General features: G+C 60.7%; 20 protein-coding genes. 16 read left to right on the top strand and 4 right to left on the bottom strand.

The window, feature by feature from the left end:
- Positions 1-107: 107 nt before the first annotated feature.
- Together abiEi and ACYF6X_RS17535 are read left to right on the top strand one after the other, a co-directional pair.
- Positions 108-641, top strand: coding sequence for a type IV toxin-antitoxin system AbiEi family antitoxin (gene abiEi / locus ACYF6X_RS17540; RefSeq protein WP_130018700.1), 534 nt, complete (start codon positions 108-110; stop codon positions 639-641).
- On the top strand, positions 634-1,557 hold the full coding sequence (locus ACYF6X_RS17535) for a nucleotidyl transferase AbiEii/AbiGii toxin family protein (protein WP_130018699.1): 924 nt from the start codon (positions 634-636) through the stop codon (positions 1,555-1,557). Before abiEi ends, ACYF6X_RS17535 begins: the two co-directional genes overlap by 8 nt.
- A 99-nt stretch (positions 1,558-1,656) precedes the next feature.
- Here the strand turns inward: ACYF6X_RS17535 and hpaR are convergent, their stop codons facing one another.
- Complete coding sequence (gene hpaR, locus ACYF6X_RS17530; protein ID WP_015376534.1) at positions 1,657-2,109, bottom strand: homoprotocatechuate degradation operon regulator HpaR; 453 nt, start codon at positions 2,107-2,109, stop codon at positions 1,657-1,659.
- Between the two features lie 327 nt (positions 2,110-2,436).
- Here hpaR and ACYF6X_RS17525 point away from each other — a divergent pair, with 327 nt between their 5' ends.
- Together ACYF6X_RS17525 and ACYF6X_RS17520 are read left to right on the top strand one after the other, a co-directional pair.
- A complete protein-coding gene (locus tag ACYF6X_RS17525; protein WP_063991495.1) occupies positions 2,437-3,069 on the top strand; it encodes a fumarylacetoacetate hydrolase family protein in 633 nt (210 codons plus the stop codon).
- A complete protein-coding gene (locus tag ACYF6X_RS17520) occupies positions 3,066-3,830 on the top strand; it encodes a fumarylacetoacetate hydrolase family protein (RefSeq protein WP_063991494.1) in 765 nt (254 codons plus the stop codon). The genes ACYF6X_RS17525 and ACYF6X_RS17520 overlap by 4 nt, the downstream gene beginning before the upstream one ends.
- 58 nt (positions 3,831-3,888) lie before the next feature.
- Here the strand turns inward: ACYF6X_RS17520 and ACYF6X_RS17515 are convergent, their stop codons facing one another.
- Complete coding sequence (locus ACYF6X_RS17515) at positions 3,889-5,010, bottom strand: RNA-guided endonuclease InsQ/TnpB family protein (RefSeq protein WP_130018698.1); 1,122 nt, start codon at positions 5,008-5,010, stop codon at positions 3,889-3,891.
- 108 nt (positions 5,011-5,118) lie between these two features.
- Between ACYF6X_RS17515 and hpaE the strand changes: the two genes are divergently transcribed.
- The 9 genes from hpaE to hpaC all read left to right on the top strand — a co-directional run bounded on the left by hpaE (position 5,119) and on the right by hpaC (position 14,388).
- Positions 5,119-6,573, top strand: coding sequence for a 5-carboxymethyl-2-hydroxymuconate semialdehyde dehydrogenase (gene hpaE / locus ACYF6X_RS17510; protein ID WP_063991493.1), 1,455 nt, complete (start codon positions 5,119-5,121; stop codon positions 6,571-6,573).
- Positions 6,574-6,610: 37 nt separating this feature from the next.
- Entirely contained in the window at positions 6,611-7,684 is a 1,074-nt protein-coding gene (gene hpaD / locus ACYF6X_RS17505) for a 3,4-dihydroxyphenylacetate 2,3-dioxygenase (RefSeq protein ID WP_089180517.1), read from the top strand.
- A 50-nt stretch (positions 7,685-7,734) separates the two neighbouring features.
- The gene (locus ACYF6X_RS17500) at positions 7,735-8,121 is read left to right on the top strand and encodes a 5-carboxymethyl-2-hydroxymuconate Delta-isomerase (protein ID WP_130018697.1); all 387 of its coding nucleotides are present in this window, start codon (positions 7,735-7,737) and stop codon (positions 8,119-8,121) included.
- Between the two features lie 14 nt (positions 8,122-8,135).
- Positions 8,136-8,939 (top strand): 2-oxo-hept-4-ene-1,7-dioate hydratase, encoded by an 804-nt coding sequence (gene hpaH / locus ACYF6X_RS17495; protein ID WP_004933170.1) that lies wholly within the window; start codon positions 8,136-8,138, stop codon positions 8,937-8,939.
- A gap of 76 nt (positions 8,940-9,015) precedes the next feature.
- Entirely contained in the window at positions 9,016-9,810 is a 795-nt protein-coding gene (hpaI, locus tag ACYF6X_RS17490) for a 4-hydroxy-2-oxoheptanedioate aldolase (protein WP_130018696.1), read from the top strand.
- A 3-nt stretch (positions 9,811-9,813) separates the two neighbouring features.
- Positions 9,814-11,184: a 4-hydroxyphenylacetate permease gene (hpaX, locus tag ACYF6X_RS17485; protein ID WP_130018695.1), complete on the top strand. Its 1,371-nt coding sequence runs from the start codon at positions 9,814-9,816 to the stop codon at positions 11,182-11,184.
- Between the two features lie 34 nt (positions 11,185-11,218).
- On the top strand, positions 11,219-12,115 hold the full coding sequence (gene hpaA / locus ACYF6X_RS17480) for a 4-hydroxyphenylacetate catabolism regulatory protein HpaA (protein WP_038878427.1): 897 nt from the start codon (positions 11,219-11,221) through the stop codon (positions 12,113-12,115).
- A gap of 178 nt (positions 12,116-12,293) precedes the next feature.
- Positions 12,294-13,856 (top strand): 4-hydroxyphenylacetate 3-monooxygenase, oxygenase component, encoded by a 1,563-nt coding sequence (hpaB, locus tag ACYF6X_RS17475; protein ID WP_033636988.1) that lies wholly within the window; start codon positions 12,294-12,296, stop codon positions 13,854-13,856.
- A 16-nt stretch (positions 13,857-13,872) separates the two neighbouring features.
- Positions 13,873-14,388, top strand: coding sequence for a 4-hydroxyphenylacetate 3-monooxygenase, reductase component (gene hpaC, locus ACYF6X_RS17470; RefSeq protein WP_033636989.1), 516 nt, complete (start codon positions 13,873-13,875; stop codon positions 14,386-14,388).
- Between the two features lie 33 nt (positions 14,389-14,421).
- On the opposite strand, the gene ampH is transcribed toward hpaC, so the two are convergent.
- Entirely contained in the window at positions 14,422-15,564 is a 1,143-nt protein-coding gene (gene ampH / locus ACYF6X_RS17465; RefSeq protein ID WP_063991490.1) for a D-alanyl-D-alanine-carboxypeptidase/endopeptidase AmpH, read from the bottom strand.
- 126 nt (positions 15,565-15,690) lie between these two features.
- The gene (locus ACYF6X_RS17460; protein WP_025305190.1) at positions 15,691-16,449 is read right to left on the bottom strand and encodes a FadR/GntR family transcriptional regulator; all 759 of its coding nucleotides are present in this window, start codon (positions 16,447-16,449) and stop codon (positions 15,691-15,693) included.
- 235 nt (positions 16,450-16,684) lie between these two features.
- Between ACYF6X_RS17460 and ACYF6X_RS17455 the strand changes: the two genes are divergently transcribed.
- The 3 genes from ACYF6X_RS17455 to ACYF6X_RS17445 are packed head-to-tail and all read left to right on the top strand — an operon-like array spanning position 16,685 to position 19,588.
- On the top strand, positions 16,685-17,425 hold the full coding sequence (locus ACYF6X_RS17455) for an SDR family oxidoreductase (RefSeq protein WP_043136107.1): 741 nt from the start codon (positions 16,685-16,687) through the stop codon (positions 17,423-17,425).
- Between the two features lie 25 nt (positions 17,426-17,450).
- Positions 17,451-18,296 carry a fumarylacetoacetate hydrolase family protein gene (locus ACYF6X_RS17450; protein ID WP_063991488.1) on the top strand — a complete coding sequence of 282 codons (846 nt, stop codon included), beginning with the start codon at positions 17,451-17,453 and terminating at the stop codon, positions 18,294-18,296.
- Between the two features lie 14 nt (positions 18,297-18,310).
- The gene (locus ACYF6X_RS17445) at positions 18,311-19,588 is read left to right on the top strand and encodes an L-fuconate dehydratase (protein ID WP_130018694.1); all 1,278 of its coding nucleotides are present in this window, start codon (positions 18,311-18,313) and stop codon (positions 19,586-19,588) included.

The raw sequence follows: 19,588 nt of genomic DNA, 5'->3' as shown, positions 1-19,588 counted from the left end.
AACAAATAAACCCCTTTAAAGGGGTTTATTTGTTTAGATATCGTTGTTATTGTATCTATCTATACATAATCACCCCAAATAAGAGGGGTGTTAGTAGGAATGATACAGTGGATAAAATGACAGCCATCAATACGCTGGATAAATTCAGCAGGTTGGGAAAGCACATTTTTCTTACTCAAGATCTCGCCACCCTTTTCCCGGCCGAATCACCGAAAACATTACAAAAATCAGTCGATCGCTTAGTGGCCGCCGGTATCCTTAAACGGGTGGCGAAGGGGGTTTATGCGAACACTAGGGCTTCTCTGGGGGGGTACCCTCTGGAGAGCATCGCGATCAATCTTCGGCGAGGAGAATACAATTACATCAGCCTGGAATCTGCTTTATCTCAGTACGGCGTCATTTCACAAATTCCTATCGATAGGCTAACTATCATGTCTACCGGCCGTTCTGGTGAATTCGTCACCCCATGGGGAGTTATCGAGATCACCCATACCAGCAAGAAACCTATCGATATTCTTCGTGGAAGCCTTGAAGGTCGGGGCCCATTGCGCATCGCAACGAAAGAAACAGCAATAAAAGATCTGTTTCGGGTAGGGAGAAATACACATCTCATTCAACAGGGAGAGCTCGCTGATGTCTGATTTCGTCGATTTTAATCAGCTGGTCGATGACATCGTCGGGTCAGATAATCTGGCGTCCGTCAGGCCCGTGGTGGAAAAGGAACTGTTGCATTATGACATTTTGTACGCACTCTCGAATGCAGGATTGTTAAAGTCTCTGATATTTCAGGGGGGCACGTCGCTGCGCCTGTGCTACGGGTCTAACCGTTTCAGCGAGGACTTGGACTTTGCGGGAGGCCGTCTTTTTTGCTCTGCAAACATGAAGGAAATCAAAACGTGCATTGAGCGCTATGTTGGCAGTCGGTATGGTCTGGAGGTGACGGTTAAAGAGCCTGCGGAACTGAGACGGGAGCCCGACTACGTTGATGTTACCGTGGACAAATGGCAAATGTCGGTGACGACGTTCCCGGAGCGTAAAGAATTACCGAAGCAACGCATCAAAATCGAGATAGCCAATATTCCAGCCTATACGAGCGAACCACGGATGCTGATAAGGAATTATTCTCAGTTGCCGGACGGATATTCTGATTTGATTGTCCAGGTTGAGACACTGAATGAAATTATGGCTGACAAACTCGTTTCCCTGCCTGCGACTACGCGCCGCATCCGCTATCGGGATGTCTGGGATTTAGCCTGGCTAAAGCAGCAAAATGCGGATGTCGATGCTGAGTTGGTGGCGAAAAAGCTGGTCGATTATGGCCTGATTCGCAAGTTCGAAACGTTGCTGCAGGCTCGAATCGATACTTTACATGCCGTTGTTTCAAGCCGGGAATTTAATGCTGAGATGAGGCGATTCCTGCCCGTTGACGTTTATGAGCGCACCATCAATCAGCCGCCGTTTATGCAATATCTTGAGATTACGCTAAGTGAGTTGCTGACTACAGTGCAAAGGCAACTCTACGGTAAGCCTGCGGCCGTCCCGCCGTTCAAAATGTAGAGGAAATTTAATCCCTCTAAGCCCGACGAGTTCGGGCTTTTTCTTGGGTACAGGTTAGCCGCAAAGTCAGTTGTCAATGGAATATCTCGGCCAGTGACCTCACTTCTTGGCGGGATGCGCGGTGACGTTGGCGGGCAGGCTGTCGCCCAGGGTGATCAGCTCGTCCAGCAGCGTCATAAGCTGGTCCATTTTCTGCCGCGAGAAAGCGGCTTCAATCTCGGCGTAGCCCTGTTCCACCTGGTGGCGCGCCACTTCATACAGATCCTGGCCCTGCTGGGTCAGCGACACGTACAGCTTGCGCTGATCGTTAACCGGCTTAAGGCGGAAGATCAGCTTGTCACGCTCCATGCGCGACAGAATGCCGGTCAGGCTGGGGCGCAGGATGCAGGTTTCCGCCGCCAGCTCGTGGAATTCGATCGAGCGGCTGTTGGCCAGCACGCGGATGATGCGCCACTGCTGTTCGGTCAAATTGTGGCTTTTCAGGATCGGGCGGAAGAACCCCATGGCGGTTTCACGCGCCTGCAGCAGGGCGATGGTTAACGATTCATGCATAAGTTTGGCCTTAGCTATCAAGGTGTTCGTTGTTACGGCGCTCGTTATGGGGGCGCCTGCCCCGCAAAGCCCGATTTTGTTAATAACTTAATAGTAGCCAAAGTTACCCGTAGGGATAAAGCAAAAATGCGTGGCGCAGCGAAAAATGGCGCAAAAAATAATTAATACATTGAATAATCACGCTAATGTTCGTTATTTGTGAATATTTTGTTATCACGATCACAAATCACTCCAAGCGCGTTGCGTAAAAGCTGCACAGCGTATAAAAGTAATCATTAATATGTTAATGAATACCGGTTGTCATGTTTTGCCATTGGAGGAGTTCGCATGAAAGGCACCGTTTTTTCCGTTGCGCTGAATCACCGCAGCCAACTGGACGCCTGGGATCAGGCGTTTCACCAGCCGCCGTATCAGACCCCGCCCAAAACCCCGGTCTGGTTTATCAAACCGCGCAACACCCACCTCGCCAACGGCGGGGCGATCCCGTTTCCGGCCGGTGAAACCGTGTACAGCGGTGGCACGCTGGCGGTGATCATCGGCGATACCGCGCGCAAGGTGCCGGCGGCGCAGGTGAGCCGTTATCTGGCCGGTTACGCGCTGGCCAACGACGTCAGCCTGCCGGAGAGCAGCTTCTACCGCCCGGCGATCAAGGCCAAATGCCGCGACGGGTTCTGCCCGCTGGGAGAGATCGGCCAGTTGGAGACTGCCGATCGGCTGGAGATCGTCACCGAGATCAACGGCGTGGAGCAGGACCGCTGGTCTACCGCCGATCTGGTGCGCTCGGTGCCGGAGCTGATCGCCGCCATCAGCGATTTCATCACCCTGCAGCCGGGCGATGCGGTGCTGATCGGCACCCCTCACCAGCGGGTGGAGATCAAACCGGGGGATGAGGTGACGGTGCGCGCCGCCGGCCTGCCCACGCTGACCAACCGCGTCACTCAGGCAGGAGCCGCATCATGAAACATGCCCGTATTCGCCATCATGGCCAGGTCTTCAACGTGCAGGTGGACGAGCAACTGCGCGTCACGCTGCCGAACGGCGAGGTGCTGCAGGAGCGCGAAGTTGAATGGTTACCGCCGGCGCAGGGTACGGTGTTCGCCCTGGGGCTGAACTATGCCGACCACGCCAGCGAGCTGGCATTCAAGGCGCCGGAAGAGCCGCTGGTGTTCCTCAAGGCGCCGAACACCCTGACCGGTCACCGCCAGGTGTCGGTGCGCCCGGCCGGCGTGGAGTACATGCATTACGAAGCCGAGCTGGTGGCGGTGATCGGCAAGACCGCGCGCAACGTTAGCCGCGAGCACGCCATGGAGTATGTGGCGGGCTACACCCTGTGCAACGACTACGCCATCCGCGATTACCTGGAGAATTACTACCGGCCGAATCTGCGGGTGAAGAGCCGCGACACCCTGACGCCGATCGGACCTTACATCGTCGATCGCGACGACGTCGCCGATCCGCACCGGCTGGCGCTCAGCACCTACGTCAACGGCGAGCTGCGCCAGCGCGGCAGCACCGCCGACATGATTTTCGACATTCCGTTCCTGGTCGCCTACCTGAGCGAATTCATGACGCTGCAGCCGGGCGACATGATCGCCACTGGCACGCCGAAAGGGCTGGCCGACGTGCAGCCGGGCGACGAAGTGGTGGTGGAGATCGAGGGCGTCGGCCGTCTGGTTAACCACATTATCAGTGAAAAAGATTACGAGGAGAGCCTGCGTTGACTTCCCTAGCTTCAAAGAAACAAGGGTTCCCATTTCAGTGCAATGAACCAAGGCCGCATCAAGCGACTTGAGGATTTACCGTCGCTCCATGGGCTAACACTGCCAGCCCGGCAGCTTTGATATTTCGGGCCGCGTTGATATCGCGGTCATGGTGACTCTGACATTTGGGGCACAACCAAAAGCGAACATTCAGGGGTAAAACTTGCATGGTGTATCCGCAGCAGGAACAGCGCTTAGATGATGGGAAGAATGGGGCGACCGCGATGAGAAGACGGCCTGCCCACTCACTTTTATACCTGAGCTGTCGGATGAGTTCCGACCAGCCTGCATCAGCAATGCTTTTTGCCAACTGTGGATTACGCATCATGTTTTTCACGCTTAGCGATTCGACGCACACAACTTGGTTTTCGTTAATGAGTGTGCGGGACAACTTATGCAGATTGTCCAGACGGCAATCCGCAATTTTTGCATGCAACCGGGCAACTTTTTGGCGAGCTTTAGCGCGGTTTTTTGAACCCAGTTGTTTCTTGTTTAATCGGCGCTGTAGCAATGCAAGCCGCTTGGCATTCTTGGCTGTATTACGCGGGTTGTCAGCTTTAAATCCGCTGTCTGTGACCAAGAGACGAGTTAGACCAACATCTATTCCCACAATTGATGACGTAACAGGTAATAGCTCCGGTTGGACTTCGCATAGACAACTGACGAAGTATCGACCTGCAGAGTCCTTGCTCACAGTGACTGTCGAAGGGGACGACGGCAGTTTGCGCGACCAGCGGATGTTCAGAGGCGTTTTGCTTTTCGCTATGTATAGATGTCCTTCTCGGTACCTAAAAGCGCTGGCGGTGAACTCAGCAACTTGCTTGTGGCGCTTGGATTTAAAGGCCGGATATGAAGTTCGACCTTCAAAGAAGTTTTTAAAAGCAGTCTGTTGGTGGCGCAAGCATTGCTGGAGCGGGACACATGAAACGTCATTTAACCAAGCGAGTTCAGGTGTTCTCTTAAGGATGGTTAACCGTGCGCTAGCTTGGGCATAACTGACTTTTTCTTGCCGTTGACGAAAGGCCTCGGAGCGCCAATTCAGGATGAAGTTATAAACGAAACGTACGCAGCCAAATGTGTGAGCTAAAAGTTGAATTTGCTCAGTTGAGGGATAGAACCGGAACTTATAGGCACGTTTCATGGCGTAACAAATTACAGAGAGATGTGGATAGATGCAAAGAGATTTTAGGTCAAAAATCACTCAGTCACTTTTTTGGCTTTCACGCCAAAAGTTGCAGGAGAAGTGCTAATGAAAACCATCAACCACTGGATCAACGGCAAGAACGTCGCCAGCAAAGAGTACTTCACCACCTCCAACCCGGCGAACGGTGAGGTGCTGGCGGAGGTGGCCTCCGGCGGTCAGCTAGAGATCGACCAGGCGGTGGCGGCGGCGAAAGAGGCGTTCCCCAAGTGGGCCAACACGCCGATGAAAGAGCGCGCGCGCCTGATGCGCCGCCTGGGCGAGCTGATCGACCAGAACGTGCCGCAGATCGCCGAACTGGAAACCGCCGACACCGGCCTGCCGATCCACCAGACCAAAAACGTGCTGATCCCGCGCGCTTCGCACAACTTCGAGTTCTTCGCCGAGGTGTGCCAGCAGATGAACGGCAAGACCTACCCGGTGGACGACAAGATGCTCAACTACACGCTGGTGCAGCCGGTGGGGGTGTGCGCGCTGGTGTCGCCGTGGAACGTACCGTTCATGACCGCCACCTGGAAAACCGCGCCTTGCCTGGCGCTGGGCAATACCGCGGTGCTGAAGATGTCCGAACTGTCGCCGTTGACCGCCGATCGTCTGGGCGAGCTGGCGCTGGAGGCCGGCATTCCGGCCGGGGTGCTGAACGTGGTGCAGGGCTACGGCGCCACCGCCGGCGACGCGCTGGTGCGCCATAAAGACGTGCGCGCGGTCTCCTTCACCGGCGGCACCGCCACCGGCCGTCGCATCATCGAAAGCGCCGGGCTGAAGAAATTCTCCATGGAGCTGGGCGGCAAGTCGCCGGTGCTGATCTTTGAAGACGCCGACATCGAGCGGGCGCTCGACGCCGCGCTGTTCACCATCTTCTCGATCAACGGCGAACGCTGCACCGCCGGTTCGCGCATCTTCATTCAGGAGAGCATCTACCCGGAATTCGTCAAACGCTTTGCCGAGCGCGCCAACCGCCTGCGCGTGGGCGATCCGCAAGATCCCAACACCCAGGTGGGGGCGCTGATCAGCCCGCAGCACTGGGAAAAAGTCTCCGGCTATATCCGCCTCGGGGTGGAAGAAGGGGCGACCCTGCTGGCCGGCGGCCCGGACAAACCGGCCGGCTTGAGCCACGGCAACTTCCTGCGCCCGACGGTGCTGGCGGATGTCGACAACCGGATGCGCGTGGCGCAGGAGGAGATCTTCGGGCCGGTGGCCTGCCTGTTGCCGTTCAAGTCAGAAGAAGACGGCCTGCGCATGGCCAACGACGTGGAGTACGGCCTGGCGTCGTACATCTGGACGCAGGATGTGAGCAAGGTTCTGCGCCTGGCCCGCGGCATTGAAGCGGGCATGGTTTTCGTCAACACCCAAAACGTACGCGATCTGCGCCAACCGTTCGGCGGCGTGAAAGCCTCCGGCACCGGCCGCGAAGGCGGCGAATACAGCTTCGAAGTGTTCGCCGAAATGAAGAACGTGTGCATTTCCATGGGCGACCACCCGATCCCGAAATGGGGCGTTTGAGCCTCAGGCCACAATAATAACGAAAGAGATGAGAACAATGACGACAAAACTGACCACTGATGCTGTCCCTGCTCCCGACGTCGTGCGCTGTGCCTACATGGAAATTCAGGTCACGAACCTTAAAGCCGCACGTGAATTTTACGTCGATATCCTCGGCCTGGTCGTGACCGCCGAAGAGGATAAAACCCTCTACCTGCGTTCGATGGAGGAGTTCATTCACCATAACCTGGTGCTGCGCGAAGGCCCGGTCGCCGCCGTTGCGGCGTTTGCTTTCCGAGTGCGCACGCCGGAAGACGTCGATCGCGCCGAAGCGTATTTCAAGGCGCTTGGCTGCCGTACCGAGCGTCGGGTGAACGGGTTCGCCAAAGGCATCGGCGATGCGGTGCGGGTAGAGGATCCGCTCGGTTTCCCGTATGAGTTTTTCTACGACGTGCAGCACGTCGAGCGTCTGGCCTGGCGCTACGATCTGTATACGCCGGGCGCGCTGGTGCGCCTCGACCATTTTAACCAAATCACCCCTGATGTGCCGCGCGCCGTGGAATACATCCAGGGGCTGGGCTTTCGCGTAACGGAAGACATCCGCGATGAAGACGGCGTGGTTTACGCCGCCTGGATGCGCCGCAAGGCGACGGTGCACGATACCGCGATGACCGGTGGCGCCGGGCCGCGCATGCACCACATCGCCTTCGCCACCCATGAAAAGCACAATATTTTGGCCATCTGCGACAAGCTCGGCGCGCTGCGCAAATCCGATTTGATCGAACGCGGCCCCGGCCGTCACGGCGTCTCCAACGCGTTCTACCTCTACCTGCGCGATCCCGATGGCCACCGCGTGGAAATCTACACGCAGGATTACTACACCGGCGATCCGGACAACCCGACCGTGACCTGGGATGTGCATGACAACCAGCGCCGCGACTGGTGGGGCAATCCGGTGGTGCCGAGCTGGTATACCGAAGGTTCGCTGGTGCTGGATCTCGATGGGCAGCCACAGCCGGTCATCGAGCGCAGTGCGCCCAGCGAAATGGCCGTCACCATCGGCGCAGACGGTTTTTCCTATACCCGTGAGGGCGATACGGAAAAAGGTTTCAAGCTTGGCAATACGCTGTAAATGCCGCTGCGCGGGCCGCGCCCGCGCCTATGCGCCGTCTGGAGAACGCTATGCCCCATTTTTACGCTGAATGTACCGACAACATCCGCCGCGAGGTGGATTTGCCCACCCTGTTCGCCAAGGTCAATGAGGCGCTGGCGGCGACCGGCATCTTTCCGCTGGCCGGCGTGCGCAGCCGCGCCATCTGGCTCGACACCTGGCAGATGGCCGACGGCAAGCAGGACTACGCCTTCGTGCACATGACGCTGAAGATCGGCCACGGCCGCAGTCTGGAAAGCCGACAGCAGGTGGGCGAGATGCTGTTTGCGCTGATCAAGGAACATTTCGCCGCGCTGATGGCGCAGCGTTACCTGGCGCTCTCTTTCACCATGGAAGAGCTGGATCCGGTGCTGAATTACAAACAGAACAATGTCCACGCGCTGTTCAACAAGGCGTGAATAAGGGGTCGTAAATGCTGGATAAAGAGCAGGTTAACCGCGCCGTGCAGCGCCTGCATCAGGCGGAAAAGAGTCGTGAGCAGATCCGCGCGCTGTCGCTCGATCATCCCGAGATCACCATCGAAGACGCTTATGCCATTCAGCGGCAGTGGGTGGAGCTGAAGATCGCCGAGGGTCGCACGCTCAAAGGCCACAAGATCGGCCTGACCTCGCGCGCCATGCAGGTGAGCTCGCAGATCACCGAGCCGGACTACGGCGCGCTGCTGGACGACATGTTCTTCAATGACGGCAGCGACATTCCGATCGATCGCTTTATCGTGCCGCGGGTGGAGGTGGAGCTGGCGTTCGTGCTGGCCAAGCCGCTGCGCGGGCCGAACTGCACGCTGTTCGACGTCTACAACGCCACCGACTACGTCATTCCCGCGCTGGAGATCATCGACGCGCGCAGCCACAACGTCGATCCCGAGACTCAGCGGCCGCGCAAGGTGTTCGACACCATCTCCGACAACGCCGCCAACGCCGGGGTGGTGATGGGCGGGCGGCCGATCAAGCCGGATGCGCTGGATCTGCGCTGGATCTCCGCGCTGCTGTACCGCAACGGCGTGATTGAAGAATCCGGCGTGGCGGCGGCGGTGCTCAACCATCCGGCCAACGGCGTGGCCTGGCTGGCCAACAAGCTGGCGCCGTATGAGGTGGAGCTGGAAGCGGGGCAGGTGATCCTCGGCGGCTCCTTCACCCGGCCGGTGCCGGCGCGGCGCGGTGATACCTTCCACGTCGACTACGGCCCGATGGGCTGCATCAGCTGCCGCTTCGTCTAAAAAGCAGGCTCGGCGAACCGGGCCGCAATAAACCGGGCGGGGCCACGCGCTGCGCCCGCTTGTCAGGGAGAATGCGATGTTAACCAACCACTTCAAGCGTGCGCTGCAGGAAAAACGCCCGCAGATCGGGCTGTGGCTCGGGCTGTGCAGCAGCTACAGCGCCGAGCTGCTGGCCGGCGCCGGTTTCGACTGGCTGCTGATCGACGGCGAACATGCGCCCAACAACGTGCAAACGGTGCTGGGGCAGCTGCAGGCGGTCGCGCCTTACCCGAGCCAGCCGGTGGTGCGGCCGCCGTGGAACGATGCGGTGATCATCAAGCAACTGCTGGACGTCGGCGCGCAAACCTTGCTTATCCCGATGATTCAAAACGCCGAACAGGCGCGCGACGCGGTGCGCGCCACGCGCTATCCGCCACACGGCGTGCGCGGCGTCGGCAGCGCTCTGGCGCGCGCTTCGCGCTGGAACCGGGTGCCCGATTACCTGCAGCAGGCCGACGAGCAGATGTGCGTGCTGGTGCAGATTGAAACCCGCGAAGCGGTGAAAAACCTCGACGCTATTTTGCAGGTGGAAGGGGTGGACGGCGTGTTTATCGGCCCGGCGGATCTCAGCGCCGACATGGGCTTTGCCGGCAATCCGCAGCACCCGGAGGTGCAGCGCACCATCGACGAGGCCATCGCACGCATCCGCGCCGCCGGCAAGGCGCCGGGCATTTTGATGGCCAACAAGGCGCTGGCGCAGCGCTATCTGGCGGCCGGCGCGCTGTTCGTTGCGGTGGGGGTAGATACCACCCTGCTGGCGCGGGCGGCGGAAGCCCTGGCGGACGAGTTCAAACAGGGCGGGGCGCAAGCGCCTTCATCGGGAGTCTACTGAACCATGAACCACGTCGATTCGCTGCCGCCGGCCAACCCGGCGCAGCAACATAAAGCGTTAACCGCCGCCGAGCAATCGGTGATTAAAAAGTTGTTTCGGCGCCTGATCATTTTCCTGTTCGTGTTGTTTGTTTTCTCATTCCTCGACCGTATCAACATCGGCTTCGCCGGGCTGACGATGGGCAAAGATCTCGGCCTCAGCTCGACCATGTTCGGGCTGGCGGCGACGTTGTTCTATGTCACCTACGTGATCTTCGGTATTCCGAGCAACATGATGCTGAGCCGGGTCGGCGCGCGGCGCTGGATCGCCACCATCATGGTGCTGTGGGGCATCGCCTCCACCTGTACCATGTTCGCCACCGGGCCGACCAGCCTGTACGTGCTGCGCATGATCGTCGGCATCACCGAGGCCGGTTTCCTGCCGGGCATTCTGGTGTACCTCACCTACTGGTTCCCGGCGTTCTACCGCGCCCGCGCCAACGCGCTGTTCATGATCGCCATGCCGGTGACCATGGCGATCGGTTCGCTGGTTTCCGGCTATATCCTGGCGCTGGACGGGGTGATGAACCTGAAGGGCTGGCAGTGGCTGTTCCTGCTGGAAGGCATTCCGTCGGTGCTGCTGGGCGTGGTGGTGTGGTTCTACCTCGACGATACGCCGGCCAAGGCCAAGTGGCTGACCGACGAGGAGAAAGTCAGCCTGCAGGCGATGATGGAGGCCGATAAGCTGCAGCTGGTGCAGCCCAACGGGCCGAGCAGCCACCGTGCGCTGCAACAGCGCAGCCTGTGGCGCGAGATCTGCACGCCGATCGTGCTGATGTATACGCTGGCCTATTTCTGCCTGACCAACACCCTGAGCGCGATCAACATCTGGACGCCGCAGATCCTGCAAAGCTTTAACCAGGGCAGCAGCAACGTGACGATCGGCATTTTGGCGGCGATCCCGCAGATCTGCACCATCGCCGGCATGGTGTGGTGGAGTAAACGATCCGACAGGCTGCAGGAGCGCAAGCATCACACCGCGCTGCCGTACCTGTTCGCCGCCGCCGGCTGGCTGCTGGCGTCCGCCACCGATCACAGCCTGATCCAGTTGCTCGGGATCGTGATGGCCTCGGTCGGCTCCTTTACCGCCATGGCGATCTTCTGGACCACGCCGGATCAGTCGATCAGTCTGGAAGCGCGGGCGGTGGGGATCGCGGTGATCAACGCCACCGGCAACATCGGATCGGCGCTCAGCCCGCTGTTGATCGGCTGGTTCAAGGATCTGACCGGCAGCTTCAACTCCGGGCTGTATTTCGTCTCGGCGCTGTTGATCGTCGGCGCCGTGTTGGTGTGGCGCATTCCGATGAAGGATTCGCGCCCGAGAGCGACGCCTTGATGCGCAAGTGGGCATGATTGCAGGAGGTCATGAGGTGCGGAAAAGTACCGGTTTTATCGCCAACATCGATATTTGCAAAGAGTATGACGCGCGCTACGCTGCCGACGAGGTGCACTACGAAACCTTCGCCGGGTTGGCGGCATTCTTCGGCCGCGACATGCAGGTGCATTGGCACGACTGCTTCTTCCAGGTGCATTTCCTGGAGACCGGCAAGATAGAGCTGCAGCTCGACGACCAGCACTATTCGGTGCAGGCGCCGCTGTTCATCCTCACGCCGCCGTCGGTGCCGCATGCGTTCTTCACCGAACCGGACAGCGACGGCCATGTGCTGACGGTGCGCCAGGAGCTGATTTGGCCGCTGTTGGAGCGCCTGTATCCCGGCAGCAACCTGGCGCTGGACATGCCGGGCATCTGCCTGTCGCTGGCCGACGCGCCGCAGGAGCTGACGGCGCTCAGCCACTACTGGGCGCTGATCCGCCGCGAGTTCGGGCAGAACCTGGCCGGGCGCGAACAGACGCTGGCGCTGCTGGCGCAGGCGGTGTTCACGCTGCTGCTGCGCAACACCGCGCTGGAAGACAGCGCCAACAGCGGCGTGCGCGGCGAACTGCAGCTGTTTCAGCGGTTCAACAAGATGGTGGACGAGCGTTTTCGCGAGCACCTGCCGGTGCCGGAGTATGCGCAGGCGCTGGGAGTGACCGAATCGCGGCTCAACGACCTGTGCCGGCGCTTCGCCAACCGGCCGCCCAAGCGGCTGATCTTCGATCGGCTGCTGCGCGAGGCCAAACGCATGCTGCTGTTCAGCGCCTGTACGGTGCATGAAACCGCCTACAGCCTCGGCTTCAAGGATCCGGCCTATTTCGCCCGTTTTTTCAATCGGCTGGAAGGCTGTTCCCCCTCGACCTACCGCGCGGCGCAACACGCCCTTTCGTAACCGCGATCACAGTTTGCCGTGAAAGCGGCAAACTGACCTGAAAAGTACCGGCGATTGCCGCAAAAGTCTCTTCTCGAAACCGGCTTTGGCAGCTTCAATTAAGCAACCAAAAGAAAACATTATTTTAACAAATGGCCGACTCCACGGCCTGAAAAATGCCGATGACGAGGAAGACCCGATGAAACCAGAAGACTTTCGTGCCGACAGCAAACGCCCGTTCACCGGCGCCGAATACCTGAAAAGTTTGCAGGACAGCCGTGAAATCTACATTTACGGCGAGCGCGTGAAAGACGTCACCACCCATCCGGCGTTCCGCAACGCGGCGGCGTCAGTCGGCCAGCTGTACGACGCGCTGCACGATCCGGCCAGCCAGGATCGCCTGTGCTGGAATACCGACACCGGCAACGGCGGCTATACCCACAAATTCTTCCGCTACGCCCGCAGCCCGGAAGAGATGCGCCAGCAGCGCGATGCCATCGCCGACTGGTCGCGCCAAAGCTACGGCTGGATGGGACGCACGCCGGACTACAAGGCGGCCTTCGGCTGCGCACTGGGCGCTTATCCGGAGTTCTACGGCCAGTTCGCCGACAATGCGCGCCACTGGTACAAACGCATTCAGGAAACCGGGCTCTATTTCAACCACGCCATCGTCAACCCGCCGATCGACCGCCACAAGCCGGTCAACGAGGTGAAGGACGTTTACATTCAGGTGGAGAAAGAGACCGACGCCGGCATCGTGGTCAGCGGCGCCAAAGTGGTGGCCACCAACTCGGCGTTGACCCACTACAACTTCATCGGCTTCGGTTCGGCGCAGGTGATGGGCGATAACCCGGACTTCGCGCTGATGTTCGTGGCACCGATGGACGCCGAAGGGGTGAAGCTGATTTCGCGCGCCTCCTACGAGCTGGTGGCCGGCGCCACCGGATCGCCGTTCGACTACCCGCTCTCCAGCCGCTTCGACGAGAACGACGCGATCCTGATTATGGATCATGTGCTGATCCCGTGGGAAAACGTGCTGATCTACCGCGATTTCGACCGCTGCCGCCGCTGGAGCACCCAGGGCGGTTTCGCCCGGCTGTTCCCGCTGCAGGCCTGCGTGCGCCTGGCGGTGAAGATGGACTTTATCACCGCGCTGCTGCAAAAGAGCCTCTCTTGCACCGGCGTGCTGGAGTTCCGCGGCGTGCAGGCGGATCTGGGCGAAGTGGTGGCCTGGCGCAACCTGTTCTGGTCGCTGAGCGACGCGATGTGCGCCGAAGCCACAAAATGGGAAAACGGCGCCTACCTGCCGGATTCCGCCGCGCTGCAAACCTACCGCGTGATGGCGCCGATGGCCTACACCAAGGTGAAACACATCATCGAGAAGAACGTCACCAGCGGCCTGATCTACCTGCCGTCCAGCGTGCGCGACATGAACAACCCAGAAATCGACAAGTACCTGGCGCGCTACGTGCGCGGATCGGACGGTATGGATCACGTCGAACGCATCAAGATCCTCAAGCTGATGTGGGATGCGATCGGCAGCGAATTCGGCGGCCGTCACGAGCTGTATGAGATCAACTACGCCGGCAGTCAGGATGAGATCCGCCTGCAGTGCCTGCGCCACGCGCAGGGATCCGGCAACATGGATCGCATGATGCAGATGGTCGACAAGTGCCTGGCCGATTACGATCAGCACGGATGGAAGGTGCCGCACTTGCGGAACAATGACGATATTAATCAGTTGGATAATCTGCTGAAGTAATTCAGGAGGAGGTTGTATGTCTCAGGAAAATGAACAGCGCCTGCGCTTTCGCGACGCCATGGCCAGCCTGTCGGCGGCGGTGAATATCGTCACCACCGACGGCCCGGCGGGGCGCTGCGGCATCACCGCCACGGCGGTGTGCTCGGTAACCGATACGCCGCCGACGCTGCTGGTGTGCATCAACCGCAATAGCGCGATGAACCCGGTGTTTCAGGAAAACCGCAGGCTGTGCGTCAACGTGCTCAACCACGAGCAGGAGCTGATGGCGCGCCACTTCGCCGGCATGACCGGCGTCAGCATGGAAGATCGTTTCCGGCTGGAAGAGTGGCAGCTCGGCGCGCTGGGGCAGCCGGTGCTGCGCAATACCCTGGCCAGCCTGGAAGGGGAGATCGAGCAGATCCAGAGCATTGGTACCCACCAGATGTACCTGGTGCAGATCAAGCAGATCGCGCTGAGTGAAGCCGGCAACGGGCTGATCTACTTCAAGCGCAATTTCCATTCGGTGATCCACCCGATGGCGGTGCCGGCCTGAGGCGTTGGGGCGCAGCCTGTTGCGCCCCACGTTTCAACTCTTGTTGGTCGCCAGATCGCTCACCAGGCGGTTGACCGGATCGCTCATGTTGGTGAACTTGCTCAGCTCAGAGCGGGTCACCACCACGAACACCCCGACGTTTTTCGCCGGGATCATTGCCATGTAGGTAATGAACCCGCCGCCGCCGCCGGTCTTCTGAATGATGCCCGGCAGCCCGTCCTTCGGCGCCATATACACCCAGCCCAACCCCAACGCATCCGCTTGCCCCGGCACGTCCATGCCCTTCAGCGACACCAGATCGTGACGCTGGAAGTACATGGTTTGCTCGCTGGCGGCGGTGGCTTTGCGTGGGCCGCTGGCGCTGGAGGAGAGGAACTGCTGCATCCAGCGCTGCATGTCGCGCGGGGTGGAGTAGACGCCGCCGCTGCCGGCCGCGGCGGTGGTGTCGCGGCAGGCGCTCGGGCCGGCGGCCGCCACCATCAGACGCGAACATTGTTCAGGGCTCGGCGTCAGCGTGGTGTCGACCATGCCGAGCGGCGCGGTGATTTTCTCTTTCAGCAGCGCGTTGTAGGGCTTGCCCGCGGCGCGCGACAGCGCGTCGGCCAGCAGGTCATACGCCAGGTTGGAGTAGGCGGCGCGTACGCCCGGCGGCACCGTAACGTTGGCATGCGCCAGCCATTGCCAGCGCTGGGCCTTGGTCGGCCAGGTGAACACCGGCGTCTTCGGCGGCTTTTTGCCCGGCTGCTCGCGCGGCAGCGCGCTGGTGTGCGTCGCCAGGTTCAGCAGGGTGATCGGTTGGCCGGCGTTGTAAGCCGGCACATAGGCGCCTTTGGGGGCGTACTTGCGCAGCGGGTCGGTCAGTTTGACCTGGCCTGCCGCCGCCATTTTCACCATCACTTCGCTGGTCATCAGCTTGGTGATCGAGGCGATGCGAATCAGCGAATCCGGACGCGGGCGCAGGTTGTTACCGGGTTTGGTATCGCCAAAGCTGCGGTTAACCACCTGATTACCGTCGATCACCACCAGCGCCATGCCGGTGGCGCCGCTGTTGTAGAAAATATGTTCGGCATACTGGTCGACGATTTGCGAAGCCAGCTGCGGGGGCGCGGCCTGCACGGCCAGCGGCGCGGCGCACAGGCCCAGCGCCAGCAATAAAGCGGAGACAGAGTTCTTCAACGGTCGTTATCCATTTAACAATGCAGCGGGGAAAGGGCTTATTCGTCGCCCAGTGTAATGCGCTCAAGCCCCGGCTGCATGTAGAAAAAAGAGCGGTGGCGATAAAATTTTTTCACCGCCGGCGGCCTACTGCGCGCGGGCGAAAATGGCGATCACTTCATCGAGGTGCGCCTTCATCGCCTTGCGGGCGCCGCGCACGTCGCGCGCTTCGATCGCCGCCAGGATCGCCCGGTGTTCCAGCTCGGAACGATGCGGCATGTCATCCGGCGTATAGTGGCGCTGCAGCACGCGGAACATGCTGCCGTAACGGTGGCCGAGCAGGTGGCCGATGATGAATGCATAGGCCGGGTTGCCGCTGGCCTGGGCGATGCGGATGTGGAACAGCCGATCGCCGGGGTGGGTGGCGGAACCGGCGCGGTTATCGCGGCAGTTCTGCTCATAGGCGGCGCGGATGCCCGCCAGCTCTTCGTCGGTGGCGTGGCGCGCGGCCAGCGCGGCGGTCTCCGGTTCGATCAGCAGACGGGTTTGCAGCAGAGAAAACGGCGGCAGCTCGGCGTTGAAATCCAGCTCGATGTTCAGTTCGTCGTCGATCTCCGCCCACTGGTTGCGGCCGGCCTGGGCCATCACCGGCTCCTGCGACGGCGCCAGCGGCGTTGGCGAGCGCACGATCACCCCGTTGCCGACCTTGACGTCCACCAGGCCGATCACTTCCAGCGCGATAAGCGCCTCGCGCACCGACGCGCGACTGACCTGCAACTGCTGGGCGAGATCCCGCTCCGAGGGCAGGCGGCTGCCCGGCGGAAATTCGTTATTCTCGATAAGACGTTTGAGCTGGTCAGCTATCTGTCTGTAAATCCTTGGGTTTTCCAGTCGGGTAATCGGCATTTTTGACCTTTGACGATTCGGCGTTCAGTGATTTGGCGCACAATTATGCGATAAGGCGCTTGAGTAATCGTTATTCAAGTGTAAAAAAATGGTTAATTGAAATGCGGTTTCAAGGCTGTTTTATTAACTTCTTCCCCCAACGATAACGCGTAAAGCGTCTTTTGTCATGTTAGAGGCCTGACCTTTAACCGCCTTTAGTGGCCTGACCATTAGACCTTTAGGCCGAGGAGTCAAGATGGATTTAACCGGGAAACGCGTACTGATCACCGCCGCCGGGCAAGGGATCGGTTTTACCACCGCCAGGCTGTTCGCCGCCGCCGGCGCCGAAGTGATCGCCAGCGATATCAACCTCGAGCGCCTGCAGGGCTCTGCCGGGATCCGCGCGCTGACGCTGAACGTCACCGATCCGGCCGCCATCGCGGCGGCGGCGGAAGCGATCGGCCCGATCGACGTGCTGTTCAACTGCGCCGGCGTGGTGCACAGCGGATCGATCCTCGATTGCAGCGAAGATCAGTGGGCGTTCGCGCTCGATCTCAACGTCACCGCGATGTTCCGCATGATCCGCGCCTTCCTGCCGGGCATGTTGGCGCGCGGCAAAGGCTCGATCATCAACATGTCCTCGGTGGCCTCGAGCGTGAAGGGGGTGCCAAATCGCTTCGCTTACAGCGCCAGCAAGGCGGCGGTGATCGGCCTGACGCGCTCGGTGGCGGCGGACTACGTCACGCAGGGCATCCGCTGCAACGCCATCTGCCCCGGCACGGTAGAGTCGCCGTCGCTGCGCCAGCGCATCGCCGAGCAGGCGCGCGAGCAGGGACGCAGCGAGCAAGAGGTGTATCAGGCGTTCGTCGCCCGTCAGCCGATCGGGCGCATCGGCACCACCGAGGAAATCGCCCAATTGGCGCTGTATCTGGCCTCCGACGCCAGTTCGTACACCACCGGCACGGTGCAGATCATCGACGGCGGCTGGAGCAACTGAGCCGCCATTTTTGAGAGAGGAAGGCATGAAACTTTTACGTTACGGGCAACCCGGGCAAGAGCGCCCCGGCATGTTGGATGCGCAGGGCCGCCTGCGCGATCTGTCGCAGCATATCGCCGACGTGGGGGGCGCCGCGTTATTGCCGGCATCGCTCGCCAAACTGCGTGCGCTGGACAGCGCCGCGCTGCCGTTGGTCGAGGGGCAGCCACGCCTCGGCGCCTGCGTCGGCGGCATCGGCAAGTTTATCTGCATCGGCCTGAACTACGCCGATCATGCGGCGGAGACCGGTGCGGCCATTCCTGAAGAACCGGTGGTGTTCAACAAATGGACCAGCGCGGTGGTCGGCCCCCACGATCGGGTGGAGATCCCGCGCGGCTCGCAGAAAACCGACTGGGAAGTGGAGCTGGGCGTGGTGATCGGCCAGGGCGGGCGCTACATCAGCGAAGCCGACGCGATGCGCCACGTCGCCGGTTACTGCGTGATCAACGACGTCTCAGAACGCGAATATCAAATTGAGCGCGGCGGCACCTGGGACAAGGGCAAAGGCTGCGACACCTTCGGGCCGATCGGCCCCTGGTTGGTGACCGCCGATGAGATCGCCGATCCGCACAGCCTGAACCTGTGGCTGGAGGTGGACGGCAAGCGCTATCAGGACGGCAACACCAGCACCATGATCTTCCGCATTCCGCAGATCGTCAGCTACCTCAGCCGCTTCATGAGCCTGCAGCCGGGCGATGTGATCTCCACCGGCACGCCGCCGGGCGTCGGCATGGGGCAGAAACCGCAGCCCATCTACCTGCGGGCGGGCCAGACGATGCGTCTGGGCATCGAAGGGCTGGGCGAACAGCGCCAGCAAACCGTACAGGCCTAACCGGGAGCGCCGCCATGACCACCATTACCGCACTGCGGGTTGAAGACATTCGTTTCCCCACCTCGCTGGGGCTGGACGGATCCGACGCCATGAATCCGGATCCCGACTATTCCGCCGCCTACGTGATCCTGGAGACCGATCGCGCGGATCTCAGCGGCCACGGGCTGACGTTCACCATCGGCCGCGGCAACGAGATCTGCTGCGCGGCGATCCGCGCGCTGGAGCATCAGATCGTCGGCGAGCGGCTGGAGGATATCGCCGCCGACATGGGCGCCTTCTGGCGGCGCTTCACCAGCGACAGCCAGCTGCGCTGGATCGGGCCGGACAAAGGCGCTATCCACCTGGCGACCGGCGCGGTGGTCAACGCGGTGTGGGATCTGTGGGCCAAATCGGTCGGCAAGCCGGTGTGGCGGCTGGTGGCGGAGATGACGCCGGAGGAGCTGGTGCGCTGCATCGACTTCCGTTACATCACCGACTGCATCACGCCGCAGGAAGCGCTGGCGCTGCTCAAGCAGCGGGCCGAGGGCAAAGAAGAGCGCCTGGCGCGGCTGCTGCAGGAGGGCTATCCCTGTTACACCACCTCTGCCGGCTGGCTGGGGTATCCGGACGACAAGCTGCGCCGCCTGTGCCAGGAAGCGGTCGACGCCGGTTTCTCCTACCTGAAGCTGAAGGTCGGGCGCGATCTGGAAGACGACATCCGCCGGGTGCGTATCGCCCGCGAGGTGATCGGCCCGGATCGCCGGCTGATGATCGACGCCAACCAGGTGTGGGAGGTGGACGCAGCCATTCCGTGGGTGAAGCATCTGGCGTTCGCCAAACCCTGGTTTATCGAAGAGCCGACCAGCCCGGACGACGTGGAAGGGCACCGCCGCATCCGCGAAGGGGTGGCGCCGGTCAAGGTGGCCACCGGTGAGATGTGCCAGAACCGCATCATGTTCAAGCAGTTCATCATGCGCGGCGCGGTAGACGTGGTGCAGATCGACGCCTGCCGCCTCGGTGGCGTCAACGAAGTGCTGGCGGTGATGCTGATGGCGGCCAAATACCAGCTGCCGGTCTGCCCGCACGCCGGCGGCGTCGGGCTGTGCGAGTACGTGCAGCACCTGTCGATGATCGACTACCTGTGCATTGCCGGCACCCACGAAGGCCGGGTGATCGAGTATGTCGATCATCTGCATGAACACTTTGTCGATCCCTGCGTGATCAAAGGCGCGGCCTACATGCCGCCGAGCCGTCCCGGCTATTCGATCGAGATGCATCCGTCGTCGATCGCGCAGTATCGGTTCCGCGGGTGA

The sequence above is a fragment of the Serratia sp. ID 25-353 genome (genome assembly GCF_054792795.1).
The sequence above is the reverse complement of the archived record's forward strand: the minus strand, read 5'-3'. Positions and strand labels throughout refer to the sequence as shown.

What these genes read in the sequence shown, in the direction of transcription:
- ACYF6X_RS17535 (WP_130018699.1), top strand. Translation starts at nt 634, where the DNA reads ATGTCTGATTTCGTCGATTTTAATCAGCTGGTCGATGACATCGTCGGG.
- hpaR (WP_015376534.1), bottom strand. Translation starts at nt 2,109, where the DNA reads ATGCATGAATCGTTAACCATCGCCCTGCTGCAGGCGCGTGAAACCGCC.
- ACYF6X_RS17525 (WP_063991495.1), top strand. Translation starts at nt 2,437, where the DNA reads ATGAAAGGCACCGTTTTTTCCGTTGCGCTGAATCACCGCAGCCAACTG.
- ACYF6X_RS17520 (WP_063991494.1), top strand. Translation starts at nt 3,066, where the DNA reads ATGAAACATGCCCGTATTCGCCATCATGGCCAGGTCTTCAACGTGCAG.
- ACYF6X_RS17515 (WP_130018698.1), bottom strand. Translation starts at nt 5,010, where the DNA reads ATGAAACGTGCCTATAAGTTCCGGTTCTATCCCTCAACTGAGCAAATT.
- hpaE (WP_063991493.1), top strand. Translation starts at nt 5,119, where the DNA reads ATGAAAACCATCAACCACTGGATCAACGGCAAGAACGTCGCCAGCAAA.
- hpaD (WP_089180517.1), top strand. Translation starts at nt 6,611, where the DNA reads ATGACGACAAAACTGACCACTGATGCTGTCCCTGCTCCCGACGTCGTG.
- ACYF6X_RS17500 (WP_130018697.1), top strand. Translation starts at nt 7,735, where the DNA reads ATGCCCCATTTTTACGCTGAATGTACCGACAACATCCGCCGCGAGGTG.
- hpaH (WP_004933170.1), top strand. Translation starts at nt 8,136, where the DNA reads ATGCTGGATAAAGAGCAGGTTAACCGCGCCGTGCAGCGCCTGCATCAG.
- hpaI (WP_130018696.1), top strand. Translation starts at nt 9,016, where the DNA reads ATGTTAACCAACCACTTCAAGCGTGCGCTGCAGGAAAAACGCCCGCAG.
- hpaX (WP_130018695.1), top strand. Translation starts at nt 9,814, where the DNA reads ATGAACCACGTCGATTCGCTGCCGCCGGCCAACCCGGCGCAGCAACAT.
- hpaB (WP_033636988.1), top strand. Translation starts at nt 12,294, where the DNA reads ATGAAACCAGAAGACTTTCGTGCCGACAGCAAACGCCCGTTCACCGGC.
- hpaC (WP_033636989.1), top strand. Translation starts at nt 13,873, where the DNA reads ATGTCTCAGGAAAATGAACAGCGCCTGCGCTTTCGCGACGCCATGGCC.
- ACYF6X_RS17460 (WP_025305190.1), bottom strand. Translation starts at nt 16,449, where the DNA reads ATGCCGATTACCCGACTGGAAAACCCAAGGATTTACAGACAGATAGCT.
- ACYF6X_RS17455 (WP_043136107.1), top strand. Translation starts at nt 16,685, where the DNA reads ATGGATTTAACCGGGAAACGCGTACTGATCACCGCCGCCGGGCAAGGG.
- ACYF6X_RS17450 (WP_063991488.1), top strand. Translation starts at nt 17,451, where the DNA reads ATGAAACTTTTACGTTACGGGCAACCCGGGCAAGAGCGCCCCGGCATG.
- ACYF6X_RS17445 (WP_130018694.1), top strand. Translation starts at nt 18,311, where the DNA reads ATGACCACCATTACCGCACTGCGGGTTGAAGACATTCGTTTCCCCACC.